Source organism: Pseudomonas sp. SR18 (genome assembly GCF_023701505.1).
Taxonomy (GTDB): domain Bacteria; phylum Pseudomonadota; class Gammaproteobacteria; order Pseudomonadales; family Pseudomonadaceae; genus Aquipseudomonas; species Aquipseudomonas cyclaminis.
Genome location: NZ_JAMQAU010000014.1, coordinates 95,809 through 110,454 on the forward strand (window position 1 = coordinate 95,809; position 14,646 = coordinate 110,454).

10 protein-coding genes are annotated in these 14,646 nt (G+C 61.9%); 1 reads left to right on the top strand and 9 read right to left on the bottom strand.

The window, feature by feature from the left end:
- Window positions 1-131: 131 nt before the first annotated feature.
- From NDJ82_RS20115 to betI, 9 genes are all read right to left on the bottom strand, one after another.
- Window positions 132-1,310 carry a BaiN/RdsA family NAD(P)/FAD-dependent oxidoreductase gene (locus NDJ82_RS20115; RefSeq protein WP_250926156.1) on the bottom strand — a complete coding sequence of 393 codons (1,179 nt, stop codon included), beginning with the start codon at window positions 1,308-1,310 and terminating at the stop codon, window positions 132-134.
- 53 nt (window positions 1,311-1,363) lie between these two features.
- Window positions 1,364-2,701, bottom strand: a complete 1,338-nt coding sequence (dbpA, locus tag NDJ82_RS20120) for an ATP-dependent RNA helicase DbpA (protein ID WP_244643590.1) — start codon at window positions 2,699-2,701, stop codon at window positions 1,364-1,366.
- A 130-nt stretch (window positions 2,702-2,831) separates the two neighbouring features.
- Entirely contained in the window at window positions 2,832-4,259 is a 1,428-nt protein-coding gene (gene mdtD, locus NDJ82_RS20125) for a multidrug transporter subunit MdtD (RefSeq protein WP_099585776.1), read from the bottom strand.
- 35 nt (window positions 4,260-4,294) lie between these two features.
- Complete coding sequence (locus tag NDJ82_RS20130) at window positions 4,295-5,185, bottom strand: alpha/beta fold hydrolase (protein ID WP_250926157.1); 891 nt, start codon at window positions 5,183-5,185, stop codon at window positions 4,295-4,297.
- Between the two features lie 190 nt (window positions 5,186-5,375).
- Window positions 5,376-6,692, bottom strand: coding sequence for a TldD/PmbA family protein (locus NDJ82_RS20135; RefSeq protein WP_099585774.1), 1,317 nt, complete (start codon window positions 6,690-6,692; stop codon window positions 5,376-5,378).
- Window positions 6,692-8,134, bottom strand: a complete 1,443-nt coding sequence (locus tag NDJ82_RS20140) for a TldD/PmbA family protein (protein WP_250926158.1) — start codon at window positions 8,132-8,134, stop codon at window positions 6,692-6,694. The genes NDJ82_RS20135 and NDJ82_RS20140 overlap by 1 nt, the downstream gene beginning before the upstream one ends.
- Window positions 8,135-8,330: 196 nt before the next feature.
- Complete coding sequence (gene betA, locus NDJ82_RS20145; RefSeq protein WP_099585772.1) at window positions 8,331-10,025, bottom strand: choline dehydrogenase; 1,695 nt, start codon at window positions 10,023-10,025, stop codon at window positions 8,331-8,333.
- A gap of 116 nt (window positions 10,026-10,141) precedes the next feature.
- Complete coding sequence (betB, locus tag NDJ82_RS20150) at window positions 10,142-11,614, bottom strand: betaine-aldehyde dehydrogenase (protein ID WP_099586236.1); 1,473 nt, start codon at window positions 11,612-11,614, stop codon at window positions 10,142-10,144.
- Window positions 11,615-11,724: 110 nt separating this feature from the next.
- Window positions 11,725-12,318: a transcriptional regulator BetI gene (gene betI / locus NDJ82_RS20155; protein ID WP_032884029.1), complete on the bottom strand. Its 594-nt coding sequence runs from the start codon at window positions 12,316-12,318 to the stop codon at window positions 11,725-11,727.
- A 389-nt stretch (window positions 12,319-12,707) separates the two neighbouring features.
- On the opposite strand from betI, the gene NDJ82_RS20160 reads away from it, so the two are divergent.
- On the top strand, window positions 12,708-14,642 hold the full coding sequence (locus NDJ82_RS20160) for a BCCT family transporter (RefSeq protein ID WP_250926185.1): 1,935 nt from the start codon (window positions 12,708-12,710) through the stop codon (window positions 14,640-14,642).
- Window positions 14,643-14,646: the final 4 nt, after the last annotated feature.

Below are 14,646 nucleotides of genomic sequence, written 5' to 3' on the forward strand. Positions count from 1 at the left end.
TCCCTGGCACACCTCAAATCAAAATGTGGGAGGGGGCTTGCCCCCGATAGCAGTGTGTCAGCCAGAACATCTTTGACTGATACACCGCCATCGGGGGCAAGCCCCCTCCCACATTTGACCGAGTACATCCTCTAGGCGTACTGCGCAGCAGCGTAACCCGACGCCCACGCCCACTGGAAGTTGAACCCACCCAAGTGCCCGGTCACATCCAGCACTTCACCAATGAAGTACAACCCAGGGCTTTTCAGCGATTCCATGGTCTTGGACGACACTTCCCGCGTATCCACCCCGCCCAACGTCACCTCGGCGGTGCGATAACCCTCGGTACCCGCCGGCACCAGCTGCCAACTGCCCAGCTTTTGCGCAATGTCGGCGATCTCCGCGTGGGTGTACTGCTTCATCGGCTTGGACGCAAACCACGTCTCTGCCAGCAGGTTGGCCATCTTCTTGGTGAAGATCTCACCCAGCAGGGTTTTCAGCTCGCTGTTGGGGCGCTCGGCCTGTTGCTGTTGCAGCCAGGTGTGGGCGTCGTGGTCGGGCAGCAAGTTAATTTCCACGGTGTCGCCGGATTCCCAATACGAGGAAATCTGCAGGATCGCCGGCCCGCTCAGGCCACGGTGGGTAAACAGGATGTTCTCGCGAAAGCTCTGGTCGTTGCAGCTGACCAGGCAATCCACGGAGGTGCCGGACAACTCGCCGCACAAGTCCTTGAGCTGATCGGTGATGGTGAACGGCACCAAGCCTGCGCGGGTCGGCAGCAGTTCGTGGCCGAATTGCCTGGCCACTTGATAACCAAAACCGGTGGCGCCCAGGGTCGGAATCGACAAGCCGCCGGTGGCGATCACCAGGGATTCGCAGCGCAGTTCGCCCAAGGTGGTCTGCAATTGATAACCGCTGTCGACCTTGGCGATTTCCTGCACCGAAGTGTCCAGGTGCATGTTCACGCCCGCCTGGATGCACTCGTCGAGCAGCATGCCGAGGATGTCGCTGGACTTGTTATCGCAGAACAGCTGGCCGAGCTTCTTCTCGTGATACGGCACGCCGTGCTTGGCCACCAGCCCAATGAAATCCCACTGGGTGTAGCGGGCCAGGGCGGATTTGCAGAAGTGCGCGTTGTGCGAGAGGAAGTTGGCAGGCTCGGTGTACATATTGGTGAAATTGCAGCGGCCACCGCCGGACATCAGGATCTTTTTACCGGCCTTGTTCGCGTGGTCGATCAACATCACCTTGCGCCCACGCCCGGCGGCGGTCAGCGCACACATCAAGCCTGCGGCGCCGGCGCCAATGATCACAACTTCGGTCGAGCGCAAAACGGTGTCCTCATGCAAATTCTGATTTGGATCTCCATTGGGTTGGAGATTTCTTACAGGATGCGCACGCGCAACGAACGGCCTTTGATCTTGCCGTCATTCAAGCGCTGCAACGCCTGCTTGGCGATGCCACGTTCCACGGCCACGAACGCCTGGAAGTCAAAGATCGCGATCTTGCCGACCTGAGCGCCGGGGATGCCGGCGTCGCCGGTCAGTGCACCGAGGATGTCGCCCGGACGCACCTTGTCTTTACGGCCAGCGGCGATGCACAGCGTGCTCATCACCGGCAGCAACGGACCGCCGCTTTGCGGCTTGAGGTTGTCCAGTTGGTCCCAGTTCAGTGGCGACTTCTGCAGTTGCTCGATGGCCTGGGCGCGGTGCGCTTCGGACGGCGCCACCAGGCTGATGGCGATACCGGTCTCGCCCGCACGGCCAGTCCGGCCAACGCGGTGGATGTGGATTTCCGAGTCGCGGGCCAGTTCGACGTTGATCACCATGTCCAGCGCATCAATGTCCAAACCACGGGCGGCGACGTCAGTGGCCACCAGCACTGAGGTGCTGCGGTTGGCGAACATCGCCAGCACCTGGTCACGGTCGCGCTGTTCCAGGTCGCCATGCAGGCCAACGGCGGAAATACCCTTGGCCGTCAGGTGGTCGACGGTTTCCTGCACTTGCTGCTTGGTAAAGCAGAACGCCACGCAGGAGGCCGGGCGGAAGTGCGCCAGCACCTTGGTCACGGCGTCCATGCGTTCTTCCGGCGAGATCTCGAAGAAACGCTGCTCGATCTGGTCATCGGAGTGGAAGGCTTCGGCCTTCACTTGCTGCGGTGCGCGCATGAATTTGGACGCCAACTGCTTGATGCTCACCGGGTAGGTGGCCGAAAACAGCAGGGTCTGGCGGCGTGGCGGGGTCTTGCTGATGATGTCTTCGATGGCGTCGTAGAAGCCCATGTCGAGCATGCGGTCAGCTTCGTCGAGGATCAGGGTGTTCAGGCCGTCCAGCACCAGCGAACCTTTGCGCAGGTGTTGCTGGATGCGGCCCGGAGTGCCGACGATCACGTGGGCGCCGTGTTCAAGGGACGCGATCTGCGGGCCGAGGGACACGCCGCCGCACAGGGTCAGGACCTTGATGTTGTCTTCGGCACGGGCCAGGCGACGGATTTCCTTGGCGACCTGGTCGGCCAGTTCACGGGTCGGGCACATCACCAGCGCCTGGCAGCCGAAGTAGCGCGGGTTGATCGGGTTCAACAGGCCGATGCCGAAGGCTGCGGTCTTGCCGCTGCCGGTCTTGGCCTGGGCAATCAGGTCCAGCCCCTTGAGGATCACCGGCAAGCTTTGCGCCTGGATCTGCGTCATCTCGACATAACCCAGCGAGTCGAGGTTAGCCAGCATGGCGGCGGAGAGCGGCAAAGTATTAAAAGCGGTGGCGATGGTGGTCACGGGACTGGCTCTGCAAAACAAAATGTCGCGCAGTGTACCAGTACCGTGGGAATTTCCCTGCAAGTTCTAGACGAGCCGCCGGTTAATGCTCGATATGTTGGTCCGGGTTGGCCACCCGTTTGCCGTCTTTTGGCGACAGTTGCAGGAAGATCGCCGCCGCCAGCATCGCCATGATGCCCACGGTGAGGAAGGTTAATTGGAAGGCGCCGAGGATACTGTCCACTCCATCATTGCCCGCTTCGGCAGTAAACCCGCCGAGCAGCGCACCGGCACAGGCCACGCCCAGGCTAAGGGACAATTGCGCCACCACCGACAGCAAACTGTTGCCGCTGCTGGCCTGGGCGTCGTCGAGGTCGATCAGGGTCACGGTGTTCATCGCGGTAAATTGCAGGGAGTTGATCGCCCCCAGCACCGCGAGCATGCCCAGCAGCAACGGGTAGGGCGTTTGTTCCGTGACCAGGCCCATGCTGGCGAGCATCAGGCCCAGCGCCAGCGTGTTGCCGGTGAGCACGATGCGATAACCCAGGCGCTCGATCAGCGGCCGCGCCACCGACTTGGCAAACATCGCCGCCGCCGCCAGGGGCAGCATGCTCATGCCGGCCTGCGACGGCGAATAGCCCAGCGCCACCTGCAACAGCAGCGGCACCAGGAACGGCAGCGCGCCGCTGCCCAGCCGGGCGAACAGGTTGCCCAGAATGCCCACGGCAAAGGTGCGCGTCTTGAACAGCACCGGCGAGAACAGCGCATTGTCGATATGCCCGGCCCGCAGCCAATACGCCGCCAGGCACGCCAGCCCGCCGAACAGCAGCAACATCACCCGCAGGTGCGGCAGGTGCAGTTCGCCCAGGCCTTCCATGGCGATAGTGATCAGCACCATCGCCGCGCCGAACAGCAGGAAGCCGATGCCATCGAAGCGCGTACGCTCGCTGCCGCGCAGGTCGGGGATGAATTTCCACACGGCGTAGCAACCGATCATGCCCACCGGCAGGTTGATCAGGAAGATCCAGTGCCAGGTCAGGTATTGCACCATCCAGCCGCCCATGGTCGGGCCGAGCAAGGGGCCGAGCAGGCCGGGAATGGTGATGAAGCCCATGATCCGCACCAGCTCGGAACGTGGGTAAGCACGTAAGACTACAAGCCGGCCCACGGGCAGCATCAACGCACCGCCCAAGCCTTGGACCACCCGCGCCCCCACCAGCATGGTCAGGCTGCTGGACAACGCGCACAGCAAGGAGCCGATGCTGAACAGCATGATCGCGCCAAAGAAGATTTTCTTGGTGCCGAAGCGGTCGGCGATCCAGCCCGACGCAGGGATCAGCAGGGCGACGGTGAGCATGTAGGCGATCACCACGCCTTGCATGCGCAGCGGGTTCTCGGCGAGGTCCCGCGCCATGGCCGGCAGTGCGGTGTTCAGAATCGTCCCATCCAGCGACTGCATGAAGAAGGCAATCGCCACCACCCAGGGGAGCCAGCGGGCGGTCTTGGCATCGAGCGGGACGCGATTCGGCATGGGAACCCTTTTGTTAGCAGGCTATGTGTTGGCGATTATGCGCCATCCGTCGCGCTTTTTCCCACTGGCGGTTCGTCTAAGTCCGACAACGTCGCGTGCTCACCCACCAGGTAATTCAGCAGGGCGCGGTGCACCGACAACGCGGCCTCGCGGGACTCCAGATCGAGCAAATGGCCGGTGTGCTCGGCCACGGCAAAGCTGCTGCGCGCCACGTACTGCTTGAACAACTTGGCTTCGGCGGCGGGGGTGTATTCGTCCAGGGCGCCGTTGAGGAAATGCACCGGCGTTTCAATCTGCCGCAGTGCGGGCAGGTAGTTGCCGTCGCCCAGGCCCAGCACCTGATGGATATGAAAGCGCGCCTGGCGGTACTCGGTGGTGGCCATGGTAGACAGGTGCCGATGGTTGTTGCGTTTGAGCCGGGGCGAAAGGTATTTGCCGACCGTCTCGTTGAGCAAGTGGCCGACGGCGGACTTGTCATCGGCCTCGATCAGCACGCGCACACGCTCCACATAGTCGAGCATCGCTTGATTGAGGTTGGGCGCCAGGGCCATCACCACCGAGCTTTCGATGGACGGCGGGTTGTGCGCCAGGGTCAGCAGCGTGGAGATGCCGCCCCAGGAGGCCGACACCAAGTGGTTGACCTCGAAACGCTCGACCAGGGCGCGCAGCATCTGTACTTCGTCGTCCTTGGTCACCAGGTCCAGGTCGGTGTTGTGCTCGCGGGAGTAGCCGGAGAATGGCAAGTCGAACATGAGTACATTGAAATGCTCAGCCAGGCATTTGCTGGTGCGGGCGAAGGAACGCGTGGTGGACAGCGCGCCATTGACCATCAGCACCGTCTTCTTTTGCGGGTCGTGACCCAGTTGCTCCACGTGAACGTTGTAGTGTTTGAACAGCTTTTGTATGACGAAACTTCCATGGTTCATCGCATCACTTCCGGTGTGTGGCGGTATGCCACTAACCGTTATAACGAGGTTTTTTGCAGGCGACAACAGGCTGCACGGGGAGACGTGTGAGATGGGATTTGGCGGTAGGAATAGGTGAAACGAAGTCTCTGAAATCACGCTAAGCAATGTGGGAGGGGGCAATCCGGCTCCCACATTGGGTTTGCAGTGTTTAGAGGGTTAGCGTCAGGCGTTTTACCAAGGCGCCGGGGAGCAGGTTGGACGCAGTATTGCGCTGCCCATAGGTACTGGCCGACAACAGCAACTCGCGCTCGGCGGTAAGCGCTTCCAACTGCGAACCCAGCAAGCTGTAGACACTGTCATCAAAACGCATGGTGCTGACCGGCGCCTTGATTTCGCCGTCTTCCACCCAGAACGTAGCGAAGCGCGTCATGCCGGTCAGGCGTGCGGCCGGCAGGTCGGAGTAGTTCAGGTACCACAGGTTGCTGATGTACAGGCCGGTGCCCAACTGCTTGAGGATCTCGGCCTGGGCCAGGCTGCCTGCGGCCATCTGCAAGGCGCTGGGGGATTCGTCGCTGCCGGCGCCGTTGGCGCTCAGGTCATATTCGGCGGCGCTGCGCGAGTTCACCAGTTGGCCGTCGGCCTTGCCGGCGTTGATCAGCGTGACATCGCTGCGCGGGTAGCCCTCACTGGAAAACGCCTGGCTCAGGGAGCCGCTGATCTGTTCGCTCACCGTTACCAGCGGGCTGAGGTGTTGCTCACCGGCGTACAGTTTTTGCAGCGAGCTGCCTTTGCTGGCGATGGCCTGGGCGGAGAAACCACCCCAGGTGATGATGCTGATGATTTCTTCCAATGCCGCCGGGGCCAGGTAGGCGCGGTACTCTCCGGGTGGCAGGGTATGCAGCGGCCGGTCGAGGAACTCAAGCTGGTCGCGGGCCTGTTGCAAGCGGCGGGCGAATTCCGCGCTGTCCCAGGTATGCCCGGCGTAGCTGGCCTTTACCGCTTCGCCGTTGGCATGGAACAGGCTGAAATCGAAGTTGAAGCTATTGGCCTGGTGCCAGCCGAAGGCTCCGTCGGAACTGGCAAAGCCACGGCTGATCGGCCCGGCGGCATAGATCCCGACCAGGTCCACGCCGTCGGCAGCCTGGCTGATGTCCTCCAGTACGAGGCCCAGGTCGGGCAACGGCTGGGCCTGTTCGTTGTGGCTGTGCCAGGCGTTCTGGTTGAGCAATAGATACGGGTCGAGAGGCAGCAGCGGCAAGGTTTCGCGCAGCTGTTGCAGGCCGGCGGCGAGGCGCTGGCGATCCAGCTCAGGCTCGCCGGCCAGGGTGATGCCGAGGTCGGCATGGCGGCCATCGTTGATCAATTTGAGGTTGAGGCTGGCCTGCTGCACTTGCCCGGCCTGCCGCACCTTGGCGTGGTTGAAGCGCACGAACTCGGACGATTCCGCCGCGTAGCCCAGGTGAAATTGTTCCTTGTCGGTGATGGCTTGCTTGAGCCACTGCACCAATGCCGTGAAGTTGTTCATCAGGCATCTCCCCCAAATACATCTACGTTGCTGAATACGCAGGCTGGCGAGGCGTGGCCGACGCGGATCACCTGGTTGGGTTCACCCTTGCCGCAGTTCGGCGTGCCCAGCACCTTGGAGGTGCTGGCGTCACCCACGGCGCTGAGCTTGCGCCAGAACTGCGCGGAAATCGCCCGGTAGTTGGGGTTCTTCACCACGCCCTTGAGTTCGCCGTTTTCGATCAACTGGCCCCATTCGCAGCCGAACTGGAATTTATTGCGCGCATCGTCGATGGACCAGGAACGGTTGGTCGACATCAGGATGCCGCTTTCGATGCCGCCCACCAACTGCGCGAGGCTCTTGTCACCGGGCTCGATATTCAGGTTGGCCATGCGGTCGATCGGTGCGCGGTTCCAACTGCTGGCGCGGCTGTTGGCCACGCCGCTCATGCCCGATCGGAATTGCGACAGCGCTCCACCCAATGGCTTGATCAACAGCCCTTCGCGGATCAGGAATTGCTTGCTGGCGGCGGTGCCGTCGTCGTCATGGCTGTAGCTGGCGAGTTGCTCGGGAATGTCCGGGTCGAACGTCACGTTGAGCAGCCTGGAGCCGTATTGCAGGTGGCCAAAGTCGCTGGCCTTCACAAAGCTGGTGCCGGCGTAGTTGCGCTCGTCGCCGAGGATACGGTCCAGCTCCAGTGGGTGGCCGATGGACTCGTGAATCTGCAGGATCATCTGGTCCGGCATCAGCAGCAGGTCGCGCGGGCCTTGGGGCGTGTTCGGCGCGAGCAGCAGTTGCAGGGCTTCGTCGGCAATGCGCGGCGCGGCGCCGACCAGGCCGAAGCGGTTGATCACCTCAAACCCGCCTTGCTGGCCGAAGTTACTGCCGCCGAGCGTGCGGGTCTGGCTGTCGTTGCCGTCGAAGGCCGTGACGTTGACGCCGGGGAACACAAAACGCTGGGCCTGGCGCAGTTCGGCGCCGGCCGTGTTGAGGTAGATCTGCTCGACATGGGTCAGGCCGAGGCTTACATCCCAACTGACCAGACGCTCATCCCTGGGCACGGCGGCCGATTCGTCGCCGAGCAGTTGGTAGCAGTCGCTCAGGGACGGGAAGGGCTGGCTGAGATCGGGCGACAGGTAGTCGGCCACGTCGCTGGACACGTGTTGGTCGCGCAGGTCGAGCAGGGCGTGAGGCTTGATCTGCCGGGCTTGCTGTTCGGCACGCTCAAGGGCGGCTTGCAGGCCGGCAAGGGAGATATCGTTGGTCGCGGCGTAGGCTTCGACACCGTTGAGACGCACGGTGAGCATGGCGCCTTCGTCGTGGCTCAAGTGGGGCGGTTCGGCGACGTTCTTGCGCACCGACAGGTACTGGCCGGATTCGCGCACGTAGCGCAGGGAGAAGAACTCGGCGCAGGTGCGCAGGGCACTGAAGTGCCGTTTGAGTGTGGCGTGGTGGTCGAACATGGGGCCTTCCTTGTGGGCGGCTCAGCGCAGGCAGGCAGACAGAGTAGGCCTGGGCTGGGAGCTGATCAAGGGAGGTGGTTGTGCGTTGTTTGTTCGGGCCCTATCGGGGGCAAGCCCCCTCCCACATTTGGAATGTATTCACAAATCAAAGTGTGGGAGGGGGCTTGCCCCCGATAGAAGCGCCGCGGTCTATCAGTTACTGCGCAATCTCACGCATCGGCTTGCCGCGCACCGGCGCACCGCCTGCTACATAGTAGTCAGCCGTGCTGCGCGGCAATGGCTGGCGGCCACGGATCTTGTCGGCGATTTTCTCGGCGATCATGATCGTCGGCGCGTTCAGGTTGCCGGTGGTGATGATCGGCATGATCGAAGCATCGACCACACGCAGGCCTTGCATGCCATGCACGCGACCTTCGCCATCGACCACGGCCATCTCGTCGGTGCCCATCTTGCACGAGCAGGACGGGTGGAACGCGGTCTCGGCGTGCTCGCGGATGAACGTGTCCAACTGCTCATCGGTTTGCACCTCAATCCCCGGGCTGATTTCGCGGCCACGGTATTGGTCCAACGCCGGCTGTTGCATGATTTCACGGGTCAGGCGGATGCCATCGCGAAATTCCTGCCAGTCCTGCTCGGTGGCCATGTAGTTGAAGAGGATGCTCGGGTAGTCCCGTGGGTTCTTCGACTTCAGCTGGATGCGGCCACGGCTCGGCGAACGCATGGAGCCCATGTGCGCCTGGAAACCGTGCTCTTTCACGCCGTTGCTGCCGTTGTAGTTAATCGCGACCGGCAGGAAGTGGTACTGGATGTTCGGCCACTCGAACTCTTCACGGGTACGGATAAAACCGCCCGCTTCGAACTGGTTGCTGGCGCCGATACCGGTGCCGTTGAACAGCCATTCGGCGCCGATCGCCGGCTGGTTGTACCAGAGCAGCGACGGGTACAGCGACACCGGTTGGGTGCACGCATATTGCAGGTACAGCTCAAGGTGGTCCTGCAGGTTTTCACCGACGCCGGGCAGGTCGTGGACCACCGGGATGTCGAGGCTTTCCAGCAATTTGGCCGGGCCGACGCCGGAGCGTTGCAGCAGTTGCGGCGAGGCAATTGCGCCGCTGCACACCAGCACTTCCTTGCGCGCACGGGCTTCAACGCGCTCTTCAGCCGCGCCGATCAGGTAACGCACGCCAACGGCACGCTTGCCTTCGAACAGCACTTTGTCGGTGAGGGCGTGGGTGACGATGGTCAGGGTCGAACGCTTCTTGGCGGTGTCCAGGTAACCGCGTGCGGTACTGGCACGACGGCCGTTCGGCGTGACGGTGCGGTCCATCGGGCCGAAACCTTCCTGCTGATAGCCGTTCAAGTCTTCGGTACGCGGGTAACCGGCCTGCACGCCAGCTTCAACCATGGCGTGGAACAGTGGATTGTTGCCGGCTTTAGGCGTGGTCACGCTGACCGGGCCATCGCCGCCGTGCCAGTCGTTGGGGCCGATATCGCGGGTTTCGGCCTTGCGGAAATACGGCAGGCAGTCGAGGTAGGTCCAGTTTTCCAGGCCTGGCAGCTTCGACCAGTTGTCGTAGTCCATGGCGTTGCCACGGATGTAGCACATGCCGTTGATCAGCGAGGAGCCGCCGAGGCCTTTGCCGCGACCGCACTCCATCCGGCGGCCGTCCATGTGTGGCTCTGGATCGGTCTCGTAGGCCCAGTTGTAGCGGCGGCCCTGCAGCGGGAATGCCAGGGCGGCGGGCATCTGGGTACGGAAGTCCATGCGGTAGTCGGGGCCGCCGGCTTCCAGCAGCAGGACGGTGACGCCTTCGTCTTCGGTCAGACGGGTCGCCAGGGTGTTACCGGCAGAGCCGGCACCCACAATGATGTAGTCGTATTCTTGGGACATAAATGCACCCTCTTTGGAGATGGTCAGGTCAGTCAAACAGTGGTGTCCGGGATGGGGCTGCTGCGCAGCCCGGCGCGGGGCAAGCCCGCTCACCACAAAGGCGAATCCCGGATCTGTTAGAACACCGAGGCGTAATCGCCCAGCTCAACCTGTACCGATTTGATGCGGGTGAAGTTGTTCAGCGAGCTGATGCCGTTCTCACGACCCACACCGGATTGTTTGTAGCCACCGACCGGCATTTTCGCGTCGGACTCGCCCCAGGCGTTGATCCAGCAGATACCGGCTTCCAACTGATGAATCACGCGGTGGGCGCGGTTAAGGTCCTTGGTGACCAGGCCGGCAGCCAGGCCGAAGTCGGTGTCGTTGGCGCGACGGATCACTTCTTCTTCAGTCTCGTAGGTGAGGATGCTCATCACCGGCCCGAAGATTTCTTCACGCACGATCACCATGTCGTCGGTGCAGTCGGTGAACACAGTCGGTGCCACGAACGCGCCTTTGGCGAAGTCGCCGTCGGTCAGGCGGTCGCCGCCGCACAGCAGGCGGGCGCCTTGCTCTTTGCCTTTGGCGATGTAGCCGAGCACGCTTTCCATGTGGGCGAAGCTGACCAGCGGGCCGAAGTTGGTGTTTTCGTCTTCCGGGTTGCCGACGCGGATGCGCGCAACACGCTCGACGATCTTGGCTTCAAAGGCTGCTTGCAGGTGCTTTGGAACAAACACGCGTGTGCCGTTGGTGCAGACCTGGCCGGAGCTGTAGAAGTTGGCCATCATCGCAGTATCGGCGGCGCGGTCGAGGTCGGCGTCGTCGAAGATGATTAGTGGGGACTTGCCGCCCAGTTCCATGGTCACGTCTTTGAGCGAAGAGCTCGACGCGCTGGCCATGACTTTCTTGCCGGTGTCGGTGCCGCCGGTGAACGAGATTTTCTCGATGCGCGGGTGCTCGGTCAGCCAGGTGCCGACTTCACGGCCGCTGCCGGTCAGGACGTTGAACACACCGTCTGGAACACCGGCTTCGGTGTAGATCTCGGCCAGTTTCAGGGTGGTCAGCGACGTCACTTCGCTTGGCTTGAAGATCATCGCGTTACCGGCAGCCAGGGCCGGTGCGGATTTCCACAGGGCGATCTGGATCGGGTAGTTCCACGCGCCGATACCGGCAACCACACCCAGCGGCTCGCGGCGGGTGTAGACGAAGGCAGTGTCGCGCAACGGGATCTGCTCGCCTTCGATGGCCGGCACCAGGCCTGCGTAGTATTCCAGCACGTCGGCGCCGGTGACGATGTCGACGTACTTGGTTTCGGAGAAGGCTTTACCGGTGTCCAGGGTTTCCAGGGCGGCCAGCTCATCGTTGCGCTCGCGCAGGATGTCGACGGCACGACGCAGGATGCGCGAACGCTCCATGGCGGTCATGGCGGCCCAGATTTTCTGGCCTTTCTCGGCGCTGACCACGGCACGTTCAACGTCTTCTTTCGTTGCGCGTTGCACTTGGGCGAGAACTTCACCGTTAGCCGGGTTGATGGCTTCGAAGGTGGCATCGCTGCCAGCGTCGCTGTAGCCGCCGTCAATGTAGAGTTTTTGCAGTTCGAAACGGGCCATAAAGTCCTCGCAAGTGCATAAGTGGTTGGCGTTGACCGCCGCCAAGTGGGCCATAAGGGTGTGGCAACACTGAGCGACGGCAGTTCAGGGGTTGAGCGGTTATGTGTGCTCTAACTCACCTGCTTGGCCAATTGGAAATCCATGTATTCGTAAGCGATCCGTTGCGCCTGCGCTGTGTCGAAAGCGTCTCCCGACAGGGCGCCGCGCAACCACAAACCGTCGATCAGGGCCGCCAGGCCTCGGGCTGCTTTGCGTGCGTGCGGCAGCGGCAGCGTTCGGCGGAACTGGCAGCACAGGTTGGAATACAGACGTTGATCGTTGATCCGCTGCAACCTGTGCAATGACGGGTGGTGCATGCTGGTGGCCCAGAAGGCCAACCAGGTTTTCATTGCCGGGCCGTTGACCTGGCTGGCATCGAAGTTGCCCTCGATGATCACCTGAAGATGTGCCCGTGGGCTGTCGTCCGTGAGCGCAAGCCTGCGTTCGTGGACGTTCTCAATCAGCGCGTTCATCAAGTAGCGCATCGTCGCTGCAATAAGGCCGTTCTTGTCCTTGAAGTAGTGACTGATGATGCCGTTCGAAACGCCGGCCAGACGGGCGATCAGCGCAATGCTGGCATCGCCCATCCCGACCTGATCGATGGCCGTCAGCGTGGCTTCGATCAACTGCTGGCGGCGTATGGGTTGCATACCGACCTTGGGCATGTAGCACCTCTCCTTAGGCCTGCCGATGGGCGATGAACGTCCGTCGGCTTGATGGCCAGTCTATTTTGTTTTGATTGAACGTTCAATCAACAAAGAATAAGCTCTGCGACAAATGGTCGCTGCCTACAGGTATTTCCTACCCGGGAGCTGCGACATCTGACACCTGGAAAACCCTTGAAACAGGCCACCTGAGCGCCTGGCACCGCATCGACGGGGCGCAAGAATTTTCGGGGTGTCTTTATAACACCCGTCCGTCGACTGCCGAAAAATCGATGGCCTGGGATAACCGTTGCCTTGTGTTTCTCTCTCGCACTGCCCGGAGCATCTGCGCCATGAGTTCTGCCTCTCTTATAAAGACCCCGCCGGAAAAGGTGCGGGTCAACGGTTGGGTGTTCTACACCTCCACCGCGCTGATCCTGTTGTTGACCGCCATCCTGATCATCGCCCCGCAGGAGGCCGGGCGCATGCTCGGCATTGCCCAGGCGTGGCTGTCGAAAAGCTTCGGCTGGTACTACATGGTGGTCATCGCCGCTTACCTGGTATTCGTGGTGGGCCTGGCGTTTTCGTCCTACGGCAAGTTGAAACTGGGCAGCAAGGACGACACCCCGGATTTCAGCTACGGCGCCTGGGCCGGCATGCTGTTCTCGTCGGGCATCGGCATCTCGTTGCTGTACTTCGGCGCCTCGGAGCCGTTGGATCACTACTTCAACCCGCCCGAAGGCGCGGCCGCCAGCAATGGTGCGGCGCGTCAGGCGTTGCAACTGACCTTCCTGCATTGGGGCCTGCATGGCTGGGCGATCTATGCCTTGGTCGGCCTGGCCGTGGCCTACTTTGCCTACCGCCACAACCAGCCGCTGGCCTTGCGCTCGGCGTTGTACCCGCTGATGGGCGAGCGCTGGGTCAAAGGCGCGGCCGGCCACGCGGTGGACGGTTTCGGCATGTTCGTGACCCTGCTGGGTCTGGTGACCAACCTGGGGATTGGCTCGCTGCAAGTGTCGTCCGGGCTGGAAAACCTGTTCGGCATGGAACACAGCAACACCAACCTGCTGATCGTGATCATCGTGATGAGCACCGTGGCGACCATCGCCGCCGTGTCGGGTGTGGAGAACGGCATTCGTCGCTTGTCCAACCTCAACATCGTGCTGTTCAGCGGTTTGCTGATCTTTGTGCTGCTGTTCGGCCCGACCCTGCACCTGCTCAATGGCCTGGTGCAGAACACCGGTGACTACCTCAACGGCATCGTGCTGAAAACTTTCGACCTGTATGTGTACGAAGGCGACGGTGAGAAGACCGAGCGCTGGATGGGCCTGTGGACCCTGTTCTACTGGGCCTGGTGGATTTCCTGGGCGCCATTCGTAGGCATGTTCATCGCGCGTATTTCCCGTGGTCGTACGGTGCGTGAACTGGTGGCCGGCGTGCTGCTGATCCCGCTGGGCTTTACCCTGGCGTGGCTGTCGATCTTCGGTAACTCGGCGCTGGACCTGGTGCTGAACCAGGGGGCGGTGGAGTTGGGCAAGACGGCCCTGGAACAACCGTCCATGGCGATCTACCAACTGCTGGAGCACTACCCGGCGTCGAAAATTGTCATCGGTGTGTCGATCTTTGTGGGCTTCGTGCTGTTCCTGACCCCGGCGGATTCCGGCGCGGTGATGATGGCCAACCTTTCGTGCAAAGGCGGCAACGTGGATGAAGATGCGCCGCACTGGCTGCGGATCTTCTGGTCGGCGGTGATCACCCTGGTGACCATCGGCCTGCTGTTTGCCGGCAACTTCGAAGCCATGCAAACCATGGTGGTGTTGGCGGGGCTGCCGTTTTCGGTGGTGCTGATTTTCTTCATGTTCGGTTTGCACAAGGCCATGCGCCAGGACGCGGCGATCGAACAGGAGCAGGCGCAATTGGCTGAACGTGGGCGTCGTGGTTTCAGCGAGCGTTTGACCGCCCTGGACCTGCAACCGAGCCAGGCCACCGTGCAGCGCTTTATGGACAAGCACGTAACGCCGGCGCTGGAAGAAGCCGCGATTGCGCTGCGTGATCAGGGGTTGGAAGTGCAGACGCTGCTGGGTAAATCCAAGCGCTGCATCGGTGTGCGGATCGAGATGGAAGAGGGCAACCCGTTTGTCTACGAAGTGAGCCTGGACGCTTACTCGGCGGCGCCGAGCGACTTGCCTGAAGAAGAACGCACCCGCTATTACCGTGCCGAGGTGTACCTGCACAACGGGCCTCAAGAGTACGACCTGATGGGCTTCGCCCAGGAGCAGATTACCCGGGACGTGCTCGATCAGTTTGAAAGCCATCGGCAGCTCCTTGGCCGTGTCTATAGCTGATAGT

What these genes read in the sequence shown, in the direction of transcription:
- betB (WP_099586236.1), bottom strand. Translation starts at nt 11,614, where the DNA reads ATGGCCCGTTTCGAACTGCAAAAACTCTACATTGACGGCGGCTACAGC.
- mdtD (WP_099585776.1), bottom strand. Translation starts at nt 4,259, where the DNA reads ATGCCGAATCGCGTCCCGCTCGATGCCAAGACCGCCCGCTGGCTCCCC.
- dbpA (WP_244643590.1), bottom strand. Translation starts at nt 2,701, where the DNA reads ATGCTGGCTAACCTCGACTCGCTGGGTTATGTCGAGATGACGCAGATC.
- NDJ82_RS20135 (WP_099585774.1), bottom strand. Translation starts at nt 6,692, where the DNA reads ATGAACAACTTCACGGCATTGGTGCAGTGGCTCAAGCAAGCCATCACC.
- NDJ82_RS20130 (WP_250926157.1), bottom strand. Translation starts at nt 5,185, where the DNA reads ATGAACCATGGAAGTTTCGTCATACAAAAGCTGTTCAAACACTACAAC.
- NDJ82_RS20140 (WP_250926158.1), bottom strand. Translation starts at nt 8,134, where the DNA reads ATGTTCGACCACCACGCCACACTCAAACGGCACTTCAGTGCCCTGCGC.
- betA (WP_099585772.1), bottom strand. Translation starts at nt 10,025, where the DNA reads ATGTCCCAAGAATACGACTACATCATTGTGGGTGCCGGCTCTGCCGGT.
- betI (WP_032884029.1), bottom strand. Translation starts at nt 12,318, where the DNA reads ATGCCCAAGGTCGGTATGCAACCCATACGCCGCCAGCAGTTGATCGAA.